Consider the following 15,699-nt stretch of genomic DNA (forward strand, 5'->3'; position numbering starts at 1 on the left):
CCAATGGCCCAAGGGCATCGGGGAAGAATCATCGACTTGGTTCTAGTGTGTTTTGCCTAGTTCCAGGTGGCTTCGAAGAAGCGTGGAATTTCATCCGACGTCGGTGTGAAATTCAGGTCTTTCGAAAACGCGTAGTATTTTGCGTATGTAAACATCGGCAACCAATAGGCTTCTTCGGCGATAATACCCAAGGCCTCAGCATAGGCTTCCTTGCGGACGGCACTATCAACAGATGTATCACCGCGCGCCAAAGCTTCGGCCGTGCGCGGATCTTTGGCTGGATCATCAGCACCGCCAGAGAAGAAATGCGGCGTGATCGCGCCCACATCAGGAACAGACCCAGAGCCCCAAGTCATGTGGTTGATCGGCGTCTTACCCTTATGCGTCAGATCAAGAAGGCTTCCGTATTGCATCCAGTTCAAATTGGCACGAATGCCAACAGCGGCAAGATCACCGATAACCGCTTCGGTGAATTCACGCTGGCGGTAACCATACAGATCAAACTCAAATCCAGCAGGATAACCGGCTTCTGCCAATAGCGCGCGCGCCTTGTCTGGGTCATAATCGTATTGCTTAACATCTTGCGTGCAACCGAACTGATCGGGGTGACAGGCAGAATGGATCACAGTGGACGCAGGACCAACCAATTCAGTCGCGATGGCTTCGCGGTTAATCGCGTGTGACACGGCCTGACGCACGCGCTTGTCGGTGAAGAAATCCTGACCAGAATCCCCATCGACATCAAAAGCCATATAGGAAATGCGTAGGGTTTTCTCGTTAACGACAGAAACCTGCCCACTCTCTTCCATCCGCAGAGCCTGCTCTTTAGGGACATCCCAAATCCAATCCAGACCGCCTGTTAGCAATTCAGCAAGTTGGGTGTTGGATTCAGAAATCGTCCGGTAGCGGATATTCCCAATTTCAGGCGTGCCTTTAGGGCCACCTTCAAAATAAGCGTCATTGCGTTTCCAAAGAATGGATTTACCTGTTTGCGAGTCGGCAACCATATAAGGCCCCGTCCCCACAGGCGCCACAGAGCTATAATCTTTGCTGCCATCTGCGCCCGTCGGCGCATTGTCATAATGCCCAGCTGGCATGATCGAAATTTCGTTGGACAAATAGGAAAAGGCCAGCGGGCTTGGGTCGTTCAATTCGATACGCACAGTATAGTCATCGATTTTTTCTGCAGACTTCATCCAGTTATAGATAGAGGCTGCCGGAACACCGTTTTCTTCGTTCAACAAAAAATTGACGGTGTAGACCACGTCATCCGCGTCGAATGTGCTGCCATCGTGAAACACGACATCTTCGCGCAGCTTGAATTCAACGGCCATATTGCCGTCCCATGTCCAGCTTTTCGCAAGCAGCGGATCGAATTCACCCGTTTCAGAGTTGAACAAGACAAGGCCGTCCCACCCCATTTGTCCCATGATCACCAATTCGCGTGTCACACTGAAATACGGATCAATAACTGCGATTTCTTTGTCGGTTGCCCAGTTCAGCGTATCGTCTGATTTACCTGCAAATGCAGGCACAGCAAGCGACGCCACGAGGGCTCCAGCGAGTGCCAGTTGTAGATGTTTCAAATTTTATCCTCCCTTAACAATGTCCAAGATCCTAACGCCCTGTACCGCTGGGGCTGACAAGTTTTGACTTGCCAGCACGCAAAGGCCTGTGGTCGATTTCCCTGTCTCGAACATGTGTAAGGTTGATAATCAGACCTGTGAGTCTATAAAGCAAATGATAAATAATTATCTCTTCATGCATTCTTGTTATAGTAAAAGGATAGCCCATGCATATGCCCCTGCGCCAGATCGAAGCCTTTCGTGCGGTCATCGAAACAGGCAGCATGACTGAGGCAGGAAAGCTTTTAAACGTCTCTCAGCCTGCGATCAGCCGTCAAATTCGAGAGTTAGAACAAAGGTTTGGCATCAACCTTTTTCTACGTCGCGCAGGACGAGTCGAACCAACGAAAGATGCGCAGCTCTTGTTTGCAGAGGTCGAACGCTGCTTGGGGGGCTTGGAGCAATTCGTGAAATTCGCCGGTGAACTGGGCGTATCGCGTCGTCAACGATTGCGAATCGCGGCCACGGTTGGTCATTCATATTTTTTATTGCCCGAGGTGATTCACGCCTTCCATGAAATCTATCCCGACGTGACAATTTCATTGCGCAGCGGACCATCGCCAGAAGTTGTCGATTTAATAGAAAAAGGGCAAAGCGACATCGGATTCGCGCTTTTGCCACCTGAGTCTCATGGCGTCATCACAGAGACGATGCCTGAAGTGGAATTGGTCTGCGTTGTGCCAAAGAACCACCCGCTTGAGACCAAAGACTTTATCGAGCCCATCGACCTAAAAGACACGCCCCTGTTGTTGATTTCCGAAGACAGCCTGATGCGCAAGCGGTTGTTGCAAGCCTTCCAAGAGGCGAGCATCCGGCCCAACGTCATCGTCGACTCGACCTATACTGGTCCGATTTGCAGTCTTGTTGGACAGAACATGGGTGTCTCGATTATCGATCATCTCACGGCGGCGTCAAATGCCTATCAAGACATCACAATCAAGCGGTTCAGACCCTCAATCCCTTGTGAATTAAAACTTGTCACCCATGCACGGCAAGACATTTCTGCCCCCGCGCAGGCCTTCGTTGATCTTGCCAAAGAAGTTCTCGTGCGAATCTGTGAAACCTCAGACTTGAATGCACCACACAAGACAAGCCTCGTCAGATAATCCGCGTTTAGACCATTGGGCACGGCAAGCTGTTTTGCATTTTTCTAAAGATGCACCTGACGACGGCGCAATATACGCCACAAGGACTGTCTTGTGATGTTGCGATACGATCCTGCCTCCCTTAGCGTGACCACATGCGCATCAGTCCTTTTATAACCGTCTTCGTTTTATCCACTTCATTTGCCAGTGCCGAGCCTTTGCCTGCGCCGCTGCAAGATGACGACTTTAGACCTGTTAACCTTGACGAAGCTGCTCTTGGGCAACTGTTGTTTTACGATCCTATTTTGTCTGGAAATTCCGAAGTGGCCTGTGCCAGTTGTCATCATCCTGCCTTTGGGACATCGGATGGTCTTTCCCTTGGAATTGGCGATGGCGGCATCGGCTTGGGGCCCCATCGTGAGGTCGACAACGACAACCTGCCAGAGGAACGCATCCCCAGAAATTCGCCCGCTTTGTTCAATTTGGGTGCGCATGAATTTACGGCCATGTTCCATGATGGTCGCCTTGAAGTCGATCGCAATCGCGCCAGTGGTATGCGCACAGATATGGGCGAAGACATGGAAAACGGTTTTGCCTCGATCTTATCTGCCCAAGCCATGTTTCCTGTGCTCAGCCGCGATGAAATGGCAGGGTCTTATGATGAGAACGACATTGGCCGATTGATCCGCCAAGGCATCATCACTGGCGATGACGGGGCGTGGGATGTGTTGGCAAAACGTGTGGCCGGCCTCCCTGAGTACGCGACCCGCTTCATCGAAGTCTATCCGCATGTATCTGAGGCAAACCAGATCGCTTTCACCGATATCTCAAACGCGATTGCGCGCTTTATCGAATTTGAATGGCGATCTGACACATCACCATTTGACGCGGTATTGGCGGGCACGGGACAGATCTCAGGCCAAGCTCAAACAGGAATGGATCTGTTCTATGGCGAGGGAAACTGTGCATCCTGTCACACGGGCCCATTTTTGACCGATCACAAATATCACGCGATGGGAGCGCCGCAAATAGGGCCAGGAAAGTCCGCAACATTTGAAGATCATCACCGCGACGACGGGCGCTTTCGCGTCACGGGTCGGCTTGAAGATCGTTACGCCTTTCGCACGCCATCGCTGCGCAACATTGAACTGACGGGCCCCTATGGGCATGCAGGCGCGCATTCGGATTTGGCTGCGTTTATCGCCAGTCATGCAGACCCCGCAACGTCGATCTTTGAATACGATCCCACACAGGCAATCTTGCCCAGTCTTGGCAAAACAGATCAATCAGACATCGACTTTAGCGTGATGAATGACCCTAAACAGGTCAGCGCCATTGCTGCCGCTGTGCGCACGCCGCCTGTGTCTTTGTCAGATGCAGATGTGGCAGCTTTGGTGGCCTTTCTTGCCACACTGACCGACACCGCCAGCTTGCAAGGGCGACTGGGGGTTCCCGATGCAGTGCCCAGCGGATTGGACATTCCCAATCCTGACCCAAATCCCAACTAAGGCTTGATCATCTCAACGGACTGCCCTGCCCTATATTGAGCAGAAGACGTCGTGCCGTCAGGCCAAGTGACGGTGACAAGCGCCTCAGTCTGATCTCCAAGACCAAAATGATGTGGCAGCAATTGTCCGCCCGCGTGACCGCCGCCAATGGTGTTTTGAATCACCTGCCTGCCTTGCGGCGTTTGCACAATAATCGACGCGCCAATCGCATCACGATTACCGTCATCTTGCCGTAAAGACAGATTGATCCAATGGCCCGTCTGGGGGGTAACATTGCGATAAAGCTCAAGTGGCGCACGTCGATTGACAACGATCAAATCCAAACGACCATCATTGTCAAAATCGGCCAAAGCGGCCCCACGGGATCGCGCTGTCGTGGCGATGCCAGCTGTGGCTGCGGCTTCCGTGAACGTCCCGTTTTCTCTTTGCATCAATAGGTTGTTCGGATCATCCATAGCCATACCTGGCATCTGATCGACATTACCTTTGGCGATAAACAGGTCTGCACGACCATCATTATCGATATCGCCAAACTCTGCATGCCACCCTGTCGAGGGGCGTCCATCGTCACCGATATGCGGGCGCTGCGCATAGGTGCCAATGCTATAATCGGCCGCCACATAAGTGCCATCAGGCTGGGATAATTGTAAAAGTTGATCACCCATCGAGGTCAACATTACATCGTCAAATCCATCCGCATTCAAATCGCGACTGGCGATTCCCATGCCCCACAAAGACACGTTTTGCCAGCCATCTGCGGCATCTAGAAAACGCCGATCCTTAATGTCCCACATTTGCTCATGGCCCTGTTTGACATAATAATGTCGATCATTGGACAACCGCAGACTTGTGCGCCCCCGTGCATCTTTGCTCGCCAAGATCGACAGAGCGCAATATCCGGGGCTTAAGACTTCGGCTTCATATCTCTGCCCCACGGGCCGTAAAATCGTGTTCACATCGCAGGCTTCAAAAGGCCCGTCTGGATCATCACGATCCACATAATTGCCAATCGCAAGTGTGGGGCGGACGTCACCCTCCTCCCACCATGCTGTGAAAGCCGTACTCCAACGTGTGTCGGGTTTGATGCCCAGCACCTGTGTCGCATCAACGAAACCGCAGTTGCCATCGCCTTTCAAGACAACATTGCTGCCAGCACGCAGAACAAACAGATCGACGTGACCGTCAGCATCCATATCGATGGGATAGGCGCCGGTTGTCTGGGTGAGGCTTGGAATTGGTGCATCGGCAAAGGTGAAATCACCCATGTTGCGCAACAGCTTTGCGTGCGTCTCACCACCAGCGGCAAACACATCAGGCAGCGCATCGCCGTTGCAATCAAACACTGCGACGCCGCCGCCGACAAAATGTTCCCATCCGCCGCTGTAAACATGTGTGGGCAAGCGTGATGACATATCTTCGAACATAGGCTCGGCCCGCAAAGGCGAGACCATGACCAACGACAGCAACATGCCACCCAGCACCTTCATGCGGTGCTCGCTTCGCAAGCGGTCACAAATTGATCTGACAAAGCACTGATCGCTGGCACTGTCGCCCCATGCGCCCAGACCATATCATCCCAAGGCCGTATGGCGATGGCACAGGGTTTGCGCATATCTGACAACGTCATCGTTTTCATTTCGGCTAAAACCTCGTCAGCAAAAAGGTAATCATAGCGCGTGCGCTCACCCGAAATGATGATCAGCGGCGGATCGAAAAGCTGGACAACATTGGACAAACCGACAGCCAAATACCGTCCCGCACGCCGAAAAATCGTGGCGGCTGCGGCATTTCCCGCTTTTGCCTCTTCAAACAACAAGTCTAACAAATCTTCGGGGGTGCGATTGCGCATTTCCCCCAAATCCAAGGCCACGCCCACCTCACGAGTGAGCGCGTAATCCCCAAGATAGGCTTCAAGGCACCCACGCTGACCGCAGCGACACAGCGCCCCGTCCATTTGTACCTTTGTATGCCCCAATTCCAGTCCAACACCGTGACTGCCACGATACAAGGTATTGTTGACAACAAGCCCCATGCCAACGCCGTTCTCAATCGTCACCACAGCAAAGTCGGTCTTATCGCGCCCTTCTCCGAACCAAAGTTCAGCAAGGGTCAACATATTCGTGTCGTTGTCGATAAACAGTGGCATATCGAACCGCGCAGCAAAGGCTGGTGCAAAATCGACATCGTCGCCTTGTAGCAATGAACACCACCGCACCACGCCACTTTCCATATCAACGATCCCGGGCAGCCCAACGCCAACAGCACCGATGCTTTCAACCGAGATCTCGCTTTTTTGCGCCAACATCTCGATCAGGGTGGTAATTTGATCTAACAGTTGTGTAGACGTGCGCCGTTGACTGCTTGAGGGCAAGGTCACACCCGCAAGCACATTTCCAACAAAATCCGATAAGACCGCTGAATGTCGCCTTGAAGACAATTTTATCCCCACAACGTAAGCGGCGCTTGGCACCACCTCCAACGCTACAGATGGACGCCCCCGCCCTGTTTCACGCGTTGGCTCACGCACCTCGCGCAGCAAACCAGCGGCAATCAGATCCGAGGTCACCGCTGTCGCACTGCCCGCACTGATTTTTAGCGCCCGCGCCACATCAGCGCGTGCGGCACGCCCGTTTGCACGCACGTGTTGAAAAAACTGCTGCCGCAAGGACGCGACCTTAGCGGTGCCAGACTGGAGCAATGGGCCACAACCTGCACCAATCGCAGAGGGATACATATAATTCACCATATAAAATAAATACCACAAAAACATACGCACTCAACCCGAAACAGGTGAGTTGTCGTTAATAATTCGATCACGTAAGGGCAGACTTTTACATTTTTACTTTACTCGCTGAAGTTAATTGCGGCAATGTCACCTCACGCGAGTCGTGTGACTCGTCCTCGAACGCATTCGAGGGAACCTTAGGGAGGAACGTCATGAATAAATTTATCATCGCGGCTGCTGTTGCGGCCTCTGGTATCGCCACGACAGCTTTGGCAGAAGACCTAACCGTCGGCGTAAGCTGGTCCAACTTTCAAGAAGAGCGCTGGAAAACAGACGAAGCTGCAATCAAAAGCGCGTTGGAAGCCGCTGGCGCCACATATATTTCAGCTGACGCGCAATCATCATCTGCCAAACAATTGTCCGATGTTGAAAGCCTGATCGCGCAAGGCGCTGACGCCTTGATCATCCTCGCGCAAGATTCCGCAGCCATCGGCCCAGCCGTAGATGCAGCAGACGCAGAAGGCATTCCCGTTGTTGCTTATGATCGCCTGATCGAAGACAGCCGCGCTTTTTACCTGACATTCGACAACGTCGAAGTTGGCCGCATGCAAGCCCGCGCCGTTTTTGCAGCACAGCCCACTGGCAACTACGTGATGATCAAAGGCTCCCCCACCGATCCGAACGCGGATTTTCTGCGCGGTGGCCAGCAAGAAATCTTGCAAGCGGCCATCGACAGCGGCGCGATCACAATCGTTGACGAAGCCTACACAGACGGTTGGTTGCCCGCGAATGCGCAGCGCAACATGGAACAAATCTTGACAGCAAACGATAACGCAGTTGATGCGGTTGTGGCCTCTAATGATGGCACAGCAGGCGGTGTTGTTGCGGCTTTGACAGCACAAGGCATGGAAGGCCTTCCCGTGTCAGGTCAAGACGGCGATCACGCTGCTTTGAACCGTGTTGCTCTTGGTACGCAAACTGTTTCCGTTTGGAAAGACGCGCGTGAGCTTGGCAAAGCGGCGGGTACTATCGCAGCGGAATTGGCCGCAGATGACATGATGAAAATCGAAGGCAGCGCAAGCTGGACATCCCCATCTGGCACCGAGATGACCTCTATGTTCCTCGCACCGATCCCTGTCACTGCAGAAAACCTGTCTGTTGTCACAGATGCGGGCTGGATCACAATCGAGGCCCTGTGCCAAGGCGTCACTGCGGGCCCAGCGCCCTGCAACTAAGACATAACTGACCCAGACTTTCTGATCAGTTAAACGACGTCTGGATCCCGCCCTAGCGACGGGGTCCGACACGTGAACTTCTCTCATTTTTGCATCAATTGTACACGCAAGAGGTCGGCCCGCCTGCTGAGCGCAATTGACTGCCAACATCCTCGACCGTTCAATGGAGACATAATGTCTGACCAATCAAGCGCCAAGGCGCCCCCAAAACGCAGTTTCTTGCAATCTCTCGAAATCGATCTGCGCCTTCTTGGCATGATTGGTGCTTTTCTCGCCGTTTGCATTGTTTTTAACCTGTTGACCGATGGTCGATTTTTGACCCCGCGCAACATTTTTAACCTATCGATCCAAACGGTTTCGGTCGCCATTATGGCCACAGGCATGGTTTTCGTCATCGTCACGCGGCATATCGATCTGTCTGTGGGCGCGCTTTTGGCGACTTGTACTGCGGTCATGGGCATGATGCAGACGACATGGTTACCGGATATCGTGGGGCTTGAGCTTGGGCATCCTTTGATTCCCTGGATTACGATTGTCGCAGGGCTTTTGATCGGGGCTCTGATCGGCGCAGCACAAGGCTGGTTGATTGGGTATCACGGCATTCCTGCGTTTATCGTCACACTCGGGGGATTGTTGGTTTGGCGCAACGTTGGTTGGTATCTCACAGATGGGGCCACAATCGGTCCACTTGACAAAACCTTTATCCTTTTTGGCGGCATCAACGGCACGCTTGGCGCAACGTGGAGCTGGATTGTTGGCATAGTTGCCGCTGCCATTTCATTGTTTTTCATCTGGTCGGGTCGCAAAACGAAAATACGACACGGATTTCCGGTCAAACCTATGTGGGCCGAATTCACCGTGATGGCCCTTATCGCAGGAGCGATCTTGGGCTTCGTCGCAACGTTGAACGCCTATACGGTTCCGACACGTGTGATTGCCCGCAACCCTGCCCTGTTTGGCTGTGAAACAGGTGAAGGCTGTGTGGCCGCTTACGGCATCCCCTATTCGGTTTTGGTGTTGATCGCTGTTGCCATCGTCATGACCGTGATTGCCCTGCGCACACGTTTGGGCCGCTATATCTTCGCGACAGGCGGCAACCCTGATGCGGCTGAGCTTTCTGGCATCAATACGCGCTTTTTGACTGTAAAAATCTTTGCGATGGTCGGCGTGCTTTGCGCCCTTGCTGGCATCATCGCCTCAGCGCGCCTTGGGTATCACACAAACGATATCGGCACACTTGATGAGCTGCGCGTGATTGCGGCGGCTGTGATTGGTGGCACGGCATTGTCTGGTGGTGTCGGGACGATTTATGGCGCGATCATCGGCGCGTTGATCATGCAGTCTTTGCAATCGGGCATGGCCATGGTCGGCGTCGATGCCCCTTACCAAAACATCGTCGTCGGTGCGGTCCTTGTCTTGGCCGTCTGGATCGACATCCAATACCGCAAACGTCTGGGAGGTAAGTCATGAGCACGCCCTTAGTAGAAATGAAGAACGTCTCTATCTCGTTTGGTGGCGTACGCGCAGTTGATGATGTGAGCATCGATTTGCATGCCGGCGAAGTTGTTGGTCTTTTGGGGCACAATGGCGCGGGCAAATCGACGTTAATCAAGATGTTGTCTGGAGCCTATAAAATGGATTCCGGCGAAATCTGGATCGAAGGCAACAAAGCCACGATCAATTCCCCGCGTGACAGCCGTGACTATAATATCGAAACGATTTATCAGACACTTGCGCTGGCGGATAATCTGGACGCGGCCTCAAACCTGTTTCTGGGCCGCGAACTGACAACGCCTTTCGGGTTTGTCGATGACAGTCGGATGGAATCTGAAACCCGCAAAATCATGGCGCGGCTGAACCCCAACTTTAAGAAACTCAAAGAACCTGTGTCGGCCCTATCTGGCGGGCAACGCCAATCTGTCGCCATTGCCCGCGCGGTGTATTTCAACGCGAAAATCTTGATCATGGACGAACCGACTGCCGCGCTTGGTGTGCATGAAACGGCCATGGTCGCGGAATTGATCGGCGAGTTGAAAAAGCAAGGTCTGGGCATCTTTTTGATCAGTCACGACACACGCGAAATGATGGAGCTATGCGACCGCGTTGCAGTTATGAAAAACGGTCAATTGATCGGCTCAGAACGCGTTGAGGACGTCACAGAAGATGACATTCTTTCAATGATCATTCTGGGTAAAAACCCAAAGGCGGCAGCATGACATATATCGGACTGGACCTCGGAACATCATCGCTCAAAGCGATTTTGATCGACGAAAATCAATCTGTAATCGCTGAACACGCTGTCGCGCTCAACGTCTCTCGGCCCCATGACGGATGGTCTGAGCAAGACCCAAAGTCATGGATCGACGCCACAGGCACGGCCATGAAAGCCCTTGCTGCACAGGCCGATCTGTCAGGCGTGCGCGGGATTGGGTTGTCCGGTCATATGCACGGCGCCACATTATTGGACAGCGCAGATCAGGTGCTCAGGCCTTGTATTTTGTGGAACGACACACGGTCTTTCCATGAAGCCGCAACGCTGGATGCAGACCCGCAGTTTCGTGACATATCTGGCAATATCGTTTTTGCAGGCTTCACCGCCCCCAAGGTGGCATGGGTGAAAAACAATGAGCCTGATATCTTTGATAAAATTGCGAAAGTTTTGTTGCCGAAAGACTATTTGCGTCTGTTCTTGATCGGGGATCACGTCGCTGAAATGTCAGATGCTGCAGGCACAAGCTGGCTTGATGTCGACAAACGCGATTGGAGTGACGCTTTGCTGGCGGCGACAGACCTCACGCGTCAGCATATGCCTCGACTGGTCGAGGGCTCAGAGGTGTCTGGTACCCTGCGTGATACTTTGGCAACCGAATGGGGCCTACCCCAGAATGTCGTCGTGGCCGGTGGCGGTGGCGACAATGCGGCAAGCGCGATTGGCGCAGGTGTTGTAAACAAAGGCGATGCCTTTGTATCGCTTGGCACCTCTGGTGTTTTATTCGCCGCCTCAGATGCCTATCAACCCGATGCGGCCAGTGCTGTGCACACATTCTGTCACGCGGTTCCAAACATGTGGCACCAGATGGGTGTGATTTTGGCCGCGACGGATGCGTTGCAATGGCTATGCAAAATCACGGGGAAATCAGCGCCTGAATTGACCCAAAACTTGGGCACGCTGCAAGCCCCAGGGCGGACGTTGTTTTTGCCTTACTTGGGGGGCGAACGCACCCCGCATAACAACACAGATATTCGTGGTCAGTTCTTGCACTTGGATCACAGCACAGATGTGGAAAGCATGACGCGTGCTGTTTTAGAAGGTGTCGCTTTCGCCTTTGCCGATTGCCACGAAGCGCTGCTGTCAACCGGCACAGTGATTGAACGCGCTATCGCCATGGGGGGCGGGGCTAAATCTGACTATTGGCTGGACGCGATTTCTACCGCGCTTGGCGTGTCATTGCTGGTGCCACAATCCGGTGATTTTGGGGCAGCACTGGGTGCTGCACGTCTTGCCATGATGGCCGCGACAGATGCTGGCGTCGAGATCGCGACCTTGCCGCCGATTGCAAAAACAATCCTTCCGAACACACAACTTCAACCTGCATTTACCGACGCGCATGATCGTTACAAGCGCGCTTACTCTGCACTAAAGGGCCTATAACATGACCGACTTTTTCAAAAATATCCCCGCAATCAAATATGAGGGCCCTGACAGCGACAACGATTTCGCGTTTCGTCATTACAACCCTGATGAAATGATCATGGGCAAGCCGATGAAGGATCATCTGCGCTTTGCTGCGGCCTATTGGCATTCTTTTGCTTGGGAGGGTGGCGATCCCTTTGGCGGACAAACCTTTGATCGCCCTTGGTTTGGCAACACCATCGAACACGCGAAACTCAAAGCAGATGTGGCGTTCGAGATGTTCTCGATCTTGGATGTGCCTTACTTTTGTTTCCACGACGTAGATGTGCGCCCTGAAGGCAAAACCTTTGCGGAGAACACGAAAAACCTAGAGACCATCGTCGATTACTTTGGCGAAAAGATGGACGAAACGGGCGTGAAGCTTTTGTGGGGCACAGCAAACCTGTTTTCGCATGTCCGCTTCATGTCGGGTGCAGCCACCAACCCTGATCCTGACGTGTTTGCCTTTTCTGCGGCGACCATCAAAACCTGTATGGACGCCACAATGAAACTTGGTGGTGAAAACTATGTGCTTTGGGGTGGGCGCGAAGGTTATGAGACTTTGCTCAACACCGACATGGGGCGCGAACGTGAACAAGCGGGTCGCATGTTGCAGATGGTGGTCGATTACAAATACAAGATGGGCTTCAAGGGCGCGATCTTGATCGAACCCAAGCCACAAGAACCGACAAAGCACCAATATGATTACGATGTTGCCACGGTTTATGGCTTCCTCAAGGACTTTGGCCTAGAGGGCGAAGTGCAAGTCAATATCGAACAAGGTCACGCGATCCTTGCAGGGCATTCCTTTGAACACGAGCTGGCAATGGCACGCGAATTGGGAATCTTTGGCTCCATCGACATGAATCGCAACGACTACCAATCTGGTTGGGATACAGATCAGTTCCCCAACAATGTCCCTGAAATGGCGCTGGCCTATTACGAGGTATTGCGTGCGGGCGGCTTTAAAACCGGTGGCACAAACTTTGACGCGAAACTGCGCCGTCAATCCTTGGACGCAGAAGACCTTATCCTTGCACATGTCGGCGGCATGGATGCCTGTGCATCTGGCCTGAAAGCGGCTGCCGCGATGTTAGAGGATGGCAAATTAGAGGCGGCACGTAATGCGCGCTATGCGGGCTGGGCCACAGTCGACGGGGCGAACCTGTTACAGAGCGATTTGTCATCTATCTTTGATCAAGTCGTTGCCAATAACACAGATCCAAAACCACAGTCAGGTCGTCAAGAACGCCTTGAAAACTTGGTCAACAGATACCTGTAAAAGGCACCTTAAATCGAATGGCTTTGCCGCAAACACCATTGCGGCAAAGCGTACCCAGCAGGGTTTGGGATCAGAATTCCAACGCATAAACGACTGCTAAACTTGCACTATATGACTGGTGATGCAGGCAATACATGCCATAGGCGACTTGGGTTGTTTTCCATGAGGCCGCTCTGACTAGGGTACGCATGAGCTAGGTTTACGATTAGGTTTTGGTGCTTGGTCTTGAGATTTCACTCAGAAAAAAGGGCCGCGAGAACATCTCCGCGGCCCTTTTTTAAACTTTAGTTCCAAAGTGTCACTGGAGTTGTGCCCAGAACGCTTCGAGATGACGCCCGACGATTTCTTGATAACGCCCATCCGCTTTGAGTGCGCGCAAGCCCTCGTTTACGCGGTACAAATGCGCGGTGGCACGCCAATGTGTTTTGGACACCACAACATGTAAGCCCCCCTCAGATATAGGCCGTTCAAGCGGCAAAATAATATCCCGCAGGCCCATTTCCACAATCAGGTTTGCCCCCAAGAACAGATTGACGGAAGCCGCGTCAGCTTCTCCGTCCATAACTTTTTGCATACATGCGTTCGCGTCTGCAGCACGCACAATCGTCACTACGCCGTTATTAAGCCAGTCACGGCCTTCGCGTTCCAAGTCATAGGTAAAATAGCCATCAGGGCGACAAATGCTTTTGCCAGCAAGGTCTTCATCCGTTTTGAATTCAAAGGCATTGTCGTTTTTGACAAACAGCATAATCGGCACTGTGATCAAGGAGTCAGAGTACAGGAAATTCTGACACCGGAACTCTTCAGGCTTTGCGTCGCAATTACCGTGGCCCCAAGGGAAGCCCATGTCGAAGTCTTTTTCCTTTAGCAAAGGATCAAGATGCTCGCTCCAGTCATCATTCCACGTGACGGAATAGGTCACAGGGGATGGCGCCAATTCCATAGCCGCGTTGACGATTTCTGTGACCATCCCACCACCAGGCAGATCTTTGTCGGTGAACGGTGCATAATTAGAACCGGTCAAGAACTTAAGATCAGCATTGTCATCCAACAAAGGGGTTGGATCGGCTGCGGTTTGACCTGCAGCACAGGGAATGTAGATCTCTGAGCCCGGCACCAAAGCGGTGCCGTTCAATTTGCCTTGGTTCGCGTAGTAAATCAGCGTCCAAGCCTGCGCATTGCCGTATTCGCGCACTGCCACCTGAAACAAAGTGTCATTCTCTGTCACAGTGTAATTGACATCGCACGCCGCAGAGGCAGCACCTGCCCCCAAAACGGCAAGCACACTGGCAGCCGCATACATGGGCAGAGACTTTAGTAAGTGACGTTTTGTCATCTGCTATCTCCTAGAAGTTGGACCAAATGAGCGTCATGTGATCTTCGACGATCTTTTGGTAAGATCCATCTTCGCGAATGCCTGCAAGGCCTGCGTTGATGACATCAAGCATCTCTTGCGCCTGTGGATGCGATTGGTGCACCAAGACATAGAGCGCTTGCAAAGACATCGGGTGGTTCATCACGTTGACTTGGTCTTTGATGTCCATGGTCTTCATCACTTCACGACCTTGGAATTCATTGCCGCCAACAAAATCGACATCGCCCGCCAACATCATCGCGAAACAGTCTTGGATGGTGGGGGCGCGTTTCAATTCAACCTTGCCGTCTTTCAACCAGTTGCGTCCGTTTTCATCCATGTCCCATGCAAGCGTGTTGTCTTGGCGACAGATAGAATGGCCGATGATGTCGTCGTCCGTGTTGAACTGAAGACCACTGGCTTTGCTCGCAAAGACCAATTCGAGCATCTCGAACATCGGATCAGAGAATAAAAAGCTGGTGCAACGATAGTTCTCAGGATCGCGGTCACAGTTTGGCTTGTACCAAGGAAAACCCATATCCAACAAAGCATTGGACAACATCGGATCGAAATGTGCGCCCCAGTCGGTGATAAAGTGAATCGCGTGACCTTGCTCAGGTGCCGCTTTGGTCATCGCTGCATCGACGATATCTGTGATCAAACCACCGTTATGCGAGTTTTGATCGGAATAAGGTTCGCGACCATTGCCGGTTAAAATGTTAATTTTTGTGCGTACAGACGCATCGCCACGGGGCACGACTACGGCTTGTGTCTTGACAGGTTCCGCGTCAGCAACCACTTCACGACCACCGGGCAGACCCGTCGGCAGCCCATCGATACAGGGCATATCAAGACGCATGCCGACACCCAGATTGCTTGGGCGCGGGCCAATGCTAGAAATGTTCTGGCTGTGGATCAACGTCCAACGCCCAACGTCTTTGTAGTGCTCATCCGCGATCAACGACAGGCTATCGCCACGTTGAACCACATAAACACCACCGCATGTTTCGGCCATAGCGGGCGCCGCAGCGAATCCTAATAGCCCCGTTGCAAACGCAGCAATCGTCTTTTTCATCGTATTTGTCCTATTCATAGCACTGCAACAGACACCCTTTGGCCTGCGCAGCAAAAAAGCTGTGCATCAAAAACTCTGTCTCAAAATGACACAAAGCTCAGACACGTGATGTTATGAGAAAAACGCAGCCCTCCCCG

12 protein-coding genes are annotated in these 15,699 nt (G+C 52.6%); 7 read left to right on the forward strand and 5 right to left on the reverse strand.

The annotated features are described in order from the left end of the window. Positions 1-56 precede the first annotated feature (56 nt). Entirely contained in the window at positions 57-1,586 is a 1,530-nt protein-coding gene (locus KO503_RS13235; protein ID WP_215992030.1) for an ABC transporter substrate-binding protein, read from the reverse strand. A 206-nt stretch (positions 1,587-1,792) separates the two neighbouring features. Between KO503_RS13235 and KO503_RS13240 the strand changes: the two genes are divergently transcribed. Together KO503_RS13240 and KO503_RS13245 are read left to right on the forward strand one after the other, a co-directional pair. Then, entirely contained in the window at positions 1,793-2,731 is a 939-nt protein-coding gene (locus KO503_RS13240) for a LysR family transcriptional regulator (RefSeq protein WP_215992031.1), read from the forward strand. A gap of 134 nt (positions 2,732-2,865) precedes the next feature. After that, positions 2,866-4,218: a cytochrome-c peroxidase gene (locus KO503_RS13245; protein WP_215992032.1), complete on the forward strand. Its 1,353-nt coding sequence runs from the start codon at positions 2,866-2,868 to the stop codon at positions 4,216-4,218. Here KO503_RS13245 and KO503_RS13250 read toward each other — a convergent pair. Further along, positions 4,215-5,705 carry a CRTAC1 family protein gene (locus KO503_RS13250; RefSeq protein ID WP_252731083.1) on the reverse strand — a complete coding sequence of 497 codons (1,491 nt, stop codon included), beginning with the start codon at positions 5,703-5,705 and terminating at the stop codon, positions 4,215-4,217. The genes KO503_RS13245 and KO503_RS13250 overlap by 4 nt on opposite strands. Further along, positions 5,702-6,952, reverse strand: coding sequence for an ROK family protein (locus KO503_RS13255; RefSeq protein ID WP_252731084.1), 1,251 nt, complete (start codon positions 6,950-6,952; stop codon positions 5,702-5,704). The genes KO503_RS13250 and KO503_RS13255 overlap by 4 nt, the downstream gene beginning before the upstream one ends. Positions 6,953-7,155: 203 nt before the next feature. On the opposite strand from KO503_RS13255, the gene xylF reads away from it, so the two are divergent. From xylF to xylA, 5 genes are all read left to right on the forward strand, one after another. Further along, positions 7,156-8,178 carry a D-xylose ABC transporter substrate-binding protein gene (gene xylF / locus KO503_RS13260; protein WP_215992034.1) on the forward strand — a complete coding sequence of 341 codons (1,023 nt, stop codon included), beginning with the start codon at positions 7,156-7,158 and terminating at the stop codon, positions 8,176-8,178. 174 nt (positions 8,179-8,352) lie between these two features. Continuing rightward, positions 8,353-9,648 carry a sugar ABC transporter permease gene (locus KO503_RS13265; RefSeq protein WP_215992035.1) on the forward strand — a complete coding sequence of 432 codons (1,296 nt, stop codon included), beginning with the start codon at positions 8,353-8,355 and terminating at the stop codon, positions 9,646-9,648. Further along, positions 9,645-10,394 (forward strand): ATP-binding cassette domain-containing protein, encoded by a 750-nt coding sequence (locus KO503_RS13270; RefSeq protein ID WP_215992036.1) that lies wholly within the window; start codon positions 9,645-9,647, stop codon positions 10,392-10,394. The genes KO503_RS13265 and KO503_RS13270 overlap by 4 nt, the downstream gene beginning before the upstream one ends. Further along, entirely contained in the window at positions 10,391-11,830 is a 1,440-nt protein-coding gene (gene xylB / locus KO503_RS13275; RefSeq protein ID WP_215992037.1) for a xylulokinase, read from the forward strand. The genes KO503_RS13270 and xylB overlap by 4 nt, the downstream gene beginning before the upstream one ends. Before the next feature lies 1 nt (position 11,831). Then, positions 11,832-13,133 carry a xylose isomerase gene (gene xylA, locus KO503_RS13280; protein ID WP_215992038.1) on the forward strand — a complete coding sequence of 434 codons (1,302 nt, stop codon included), beginning with the start codon at positions 11,832-11,834 and terminating at the stop codon, positions 13,131-13,133. A gap of 298 nt (positions 13,134-13,431) precedes the next feature. Here the strand turns inward: xylA and KO503_RS13285 are convergent, their stop codons facing one another. Both KO503_RS13285 and KO503_RS13290 read right to left on the reverse strand, forming a co-directional pair. Further along, entirely contained in the window at positions 13,432-14,469 is a 1,038-nt protein-coding gene (locus tag KO503_RS13285; RefSeq protein ID WP_215992039.1) for a transporter substrate-binding domain-containing protein, read from the reverse strand. A gap of 10 nt (positions 14,470-14,479) precedes the next feature. After that, positions 14,480-15,562: a transporter substrate-binding domain-containing protein gene (locus KO503_RS13290; RefSeq protein ID WP_215992040.1), complete on the reverse strand. Its 1,083-nt coding sequence runs from the start codon at positions 15,560-15,562 to the stop codon at positions 14,480-14,482. Positions 15,563-15,699: the final 137 nt, after the last annotated feature.

This window comes from Pacificibacter marinus, assembly GCF_018860505.1.
GTDB lineage: Bacteria > Pseudomonadota > Alphaproteobacteria > Rhodobacterales > Rhodobacteraceae > Celeribacter > Celeribacter marinus_B.

Excerpts from the sequence above, each read along its gene's own strand:
- KO503_RS13240 (WP_215992031.1), top strand. The coding sequence starts at position 1,793 with ATGCATATGCCCCTGCGCCAGATCGAAGCCTTTCGTGCGGTCATCGAA.
- KO503_RS13245 (WP_215992032.1), top strand. The coding sequence starts at position 2,866 with ATGCGCATCAGTCCTTTTATAACCGTCTTCGTTTTATCCACTTCATTT.
- KO503_RS13250 (WP_252731083.1), bottom strand. The coding sequence starts at position 5,705 with ATGAAGGTGCTGGGTGGCATGTTGCTGTCGTTGGTCATGGTCTCGCCT.
- KO503_RS13255 (WP_252731084.1), bottom strand. The coding sequence starts at position 6,952 with ATGTATCCCTCTGCGATTGGTGCAGGTTGTGGCCCATTGCTCCAGTCT.
- xylF (WP_215992034.1), top strand. The coding sequence starts at position 7,156 with ATGAATAAATTTATCATCGCGGCTGCTGTTGCGGCCTCTGGTATCGCC.
- KO503_RS13265 (WP_215992035.1), top strand. The coding sequence starts at position 8,353 with ATGTCTGACCAATCAAGCGCCAAGGCGCCCCCAAAACGCAGTTTCTTG.
- KO503_RS13270 (WP_215992036.1), top strand. The coding sequence starts at position 9,645 with ATGAGCACGCCCTTAGTAGAAATGAAGAACGTCTCTATCTCGTTTGGT.
- xylB (WP_215992037.1), top strand. The coding sequence starts at position 10,391 with ATGACATATATCGGACTGGACCTCGGAACATCATCGCTCAAAGCGATT.
- xylA (WP_215992038.1), top strand. The coding sequence starts at position 11,832 with ATGACCGACTTTTTCAAAAATATCCCCGCAATCAAATATGAGGGCCCT.
- KO503_RS13285 (WP_215992039.1), bottom strand. The coding sequence starts at position 14,469 with ATGACAAAACGTCACTTACTAAAGTCTCTGCCCATGTATGCGGCTGCC.
- KO503_RS13290 (WP_215992040.1), bottom strand. The coding sequence starts at position 15,562 with ATGAAAAAGACGATTGCTGCGTTTGCAACGGGGCTATTAGGATTCGCT.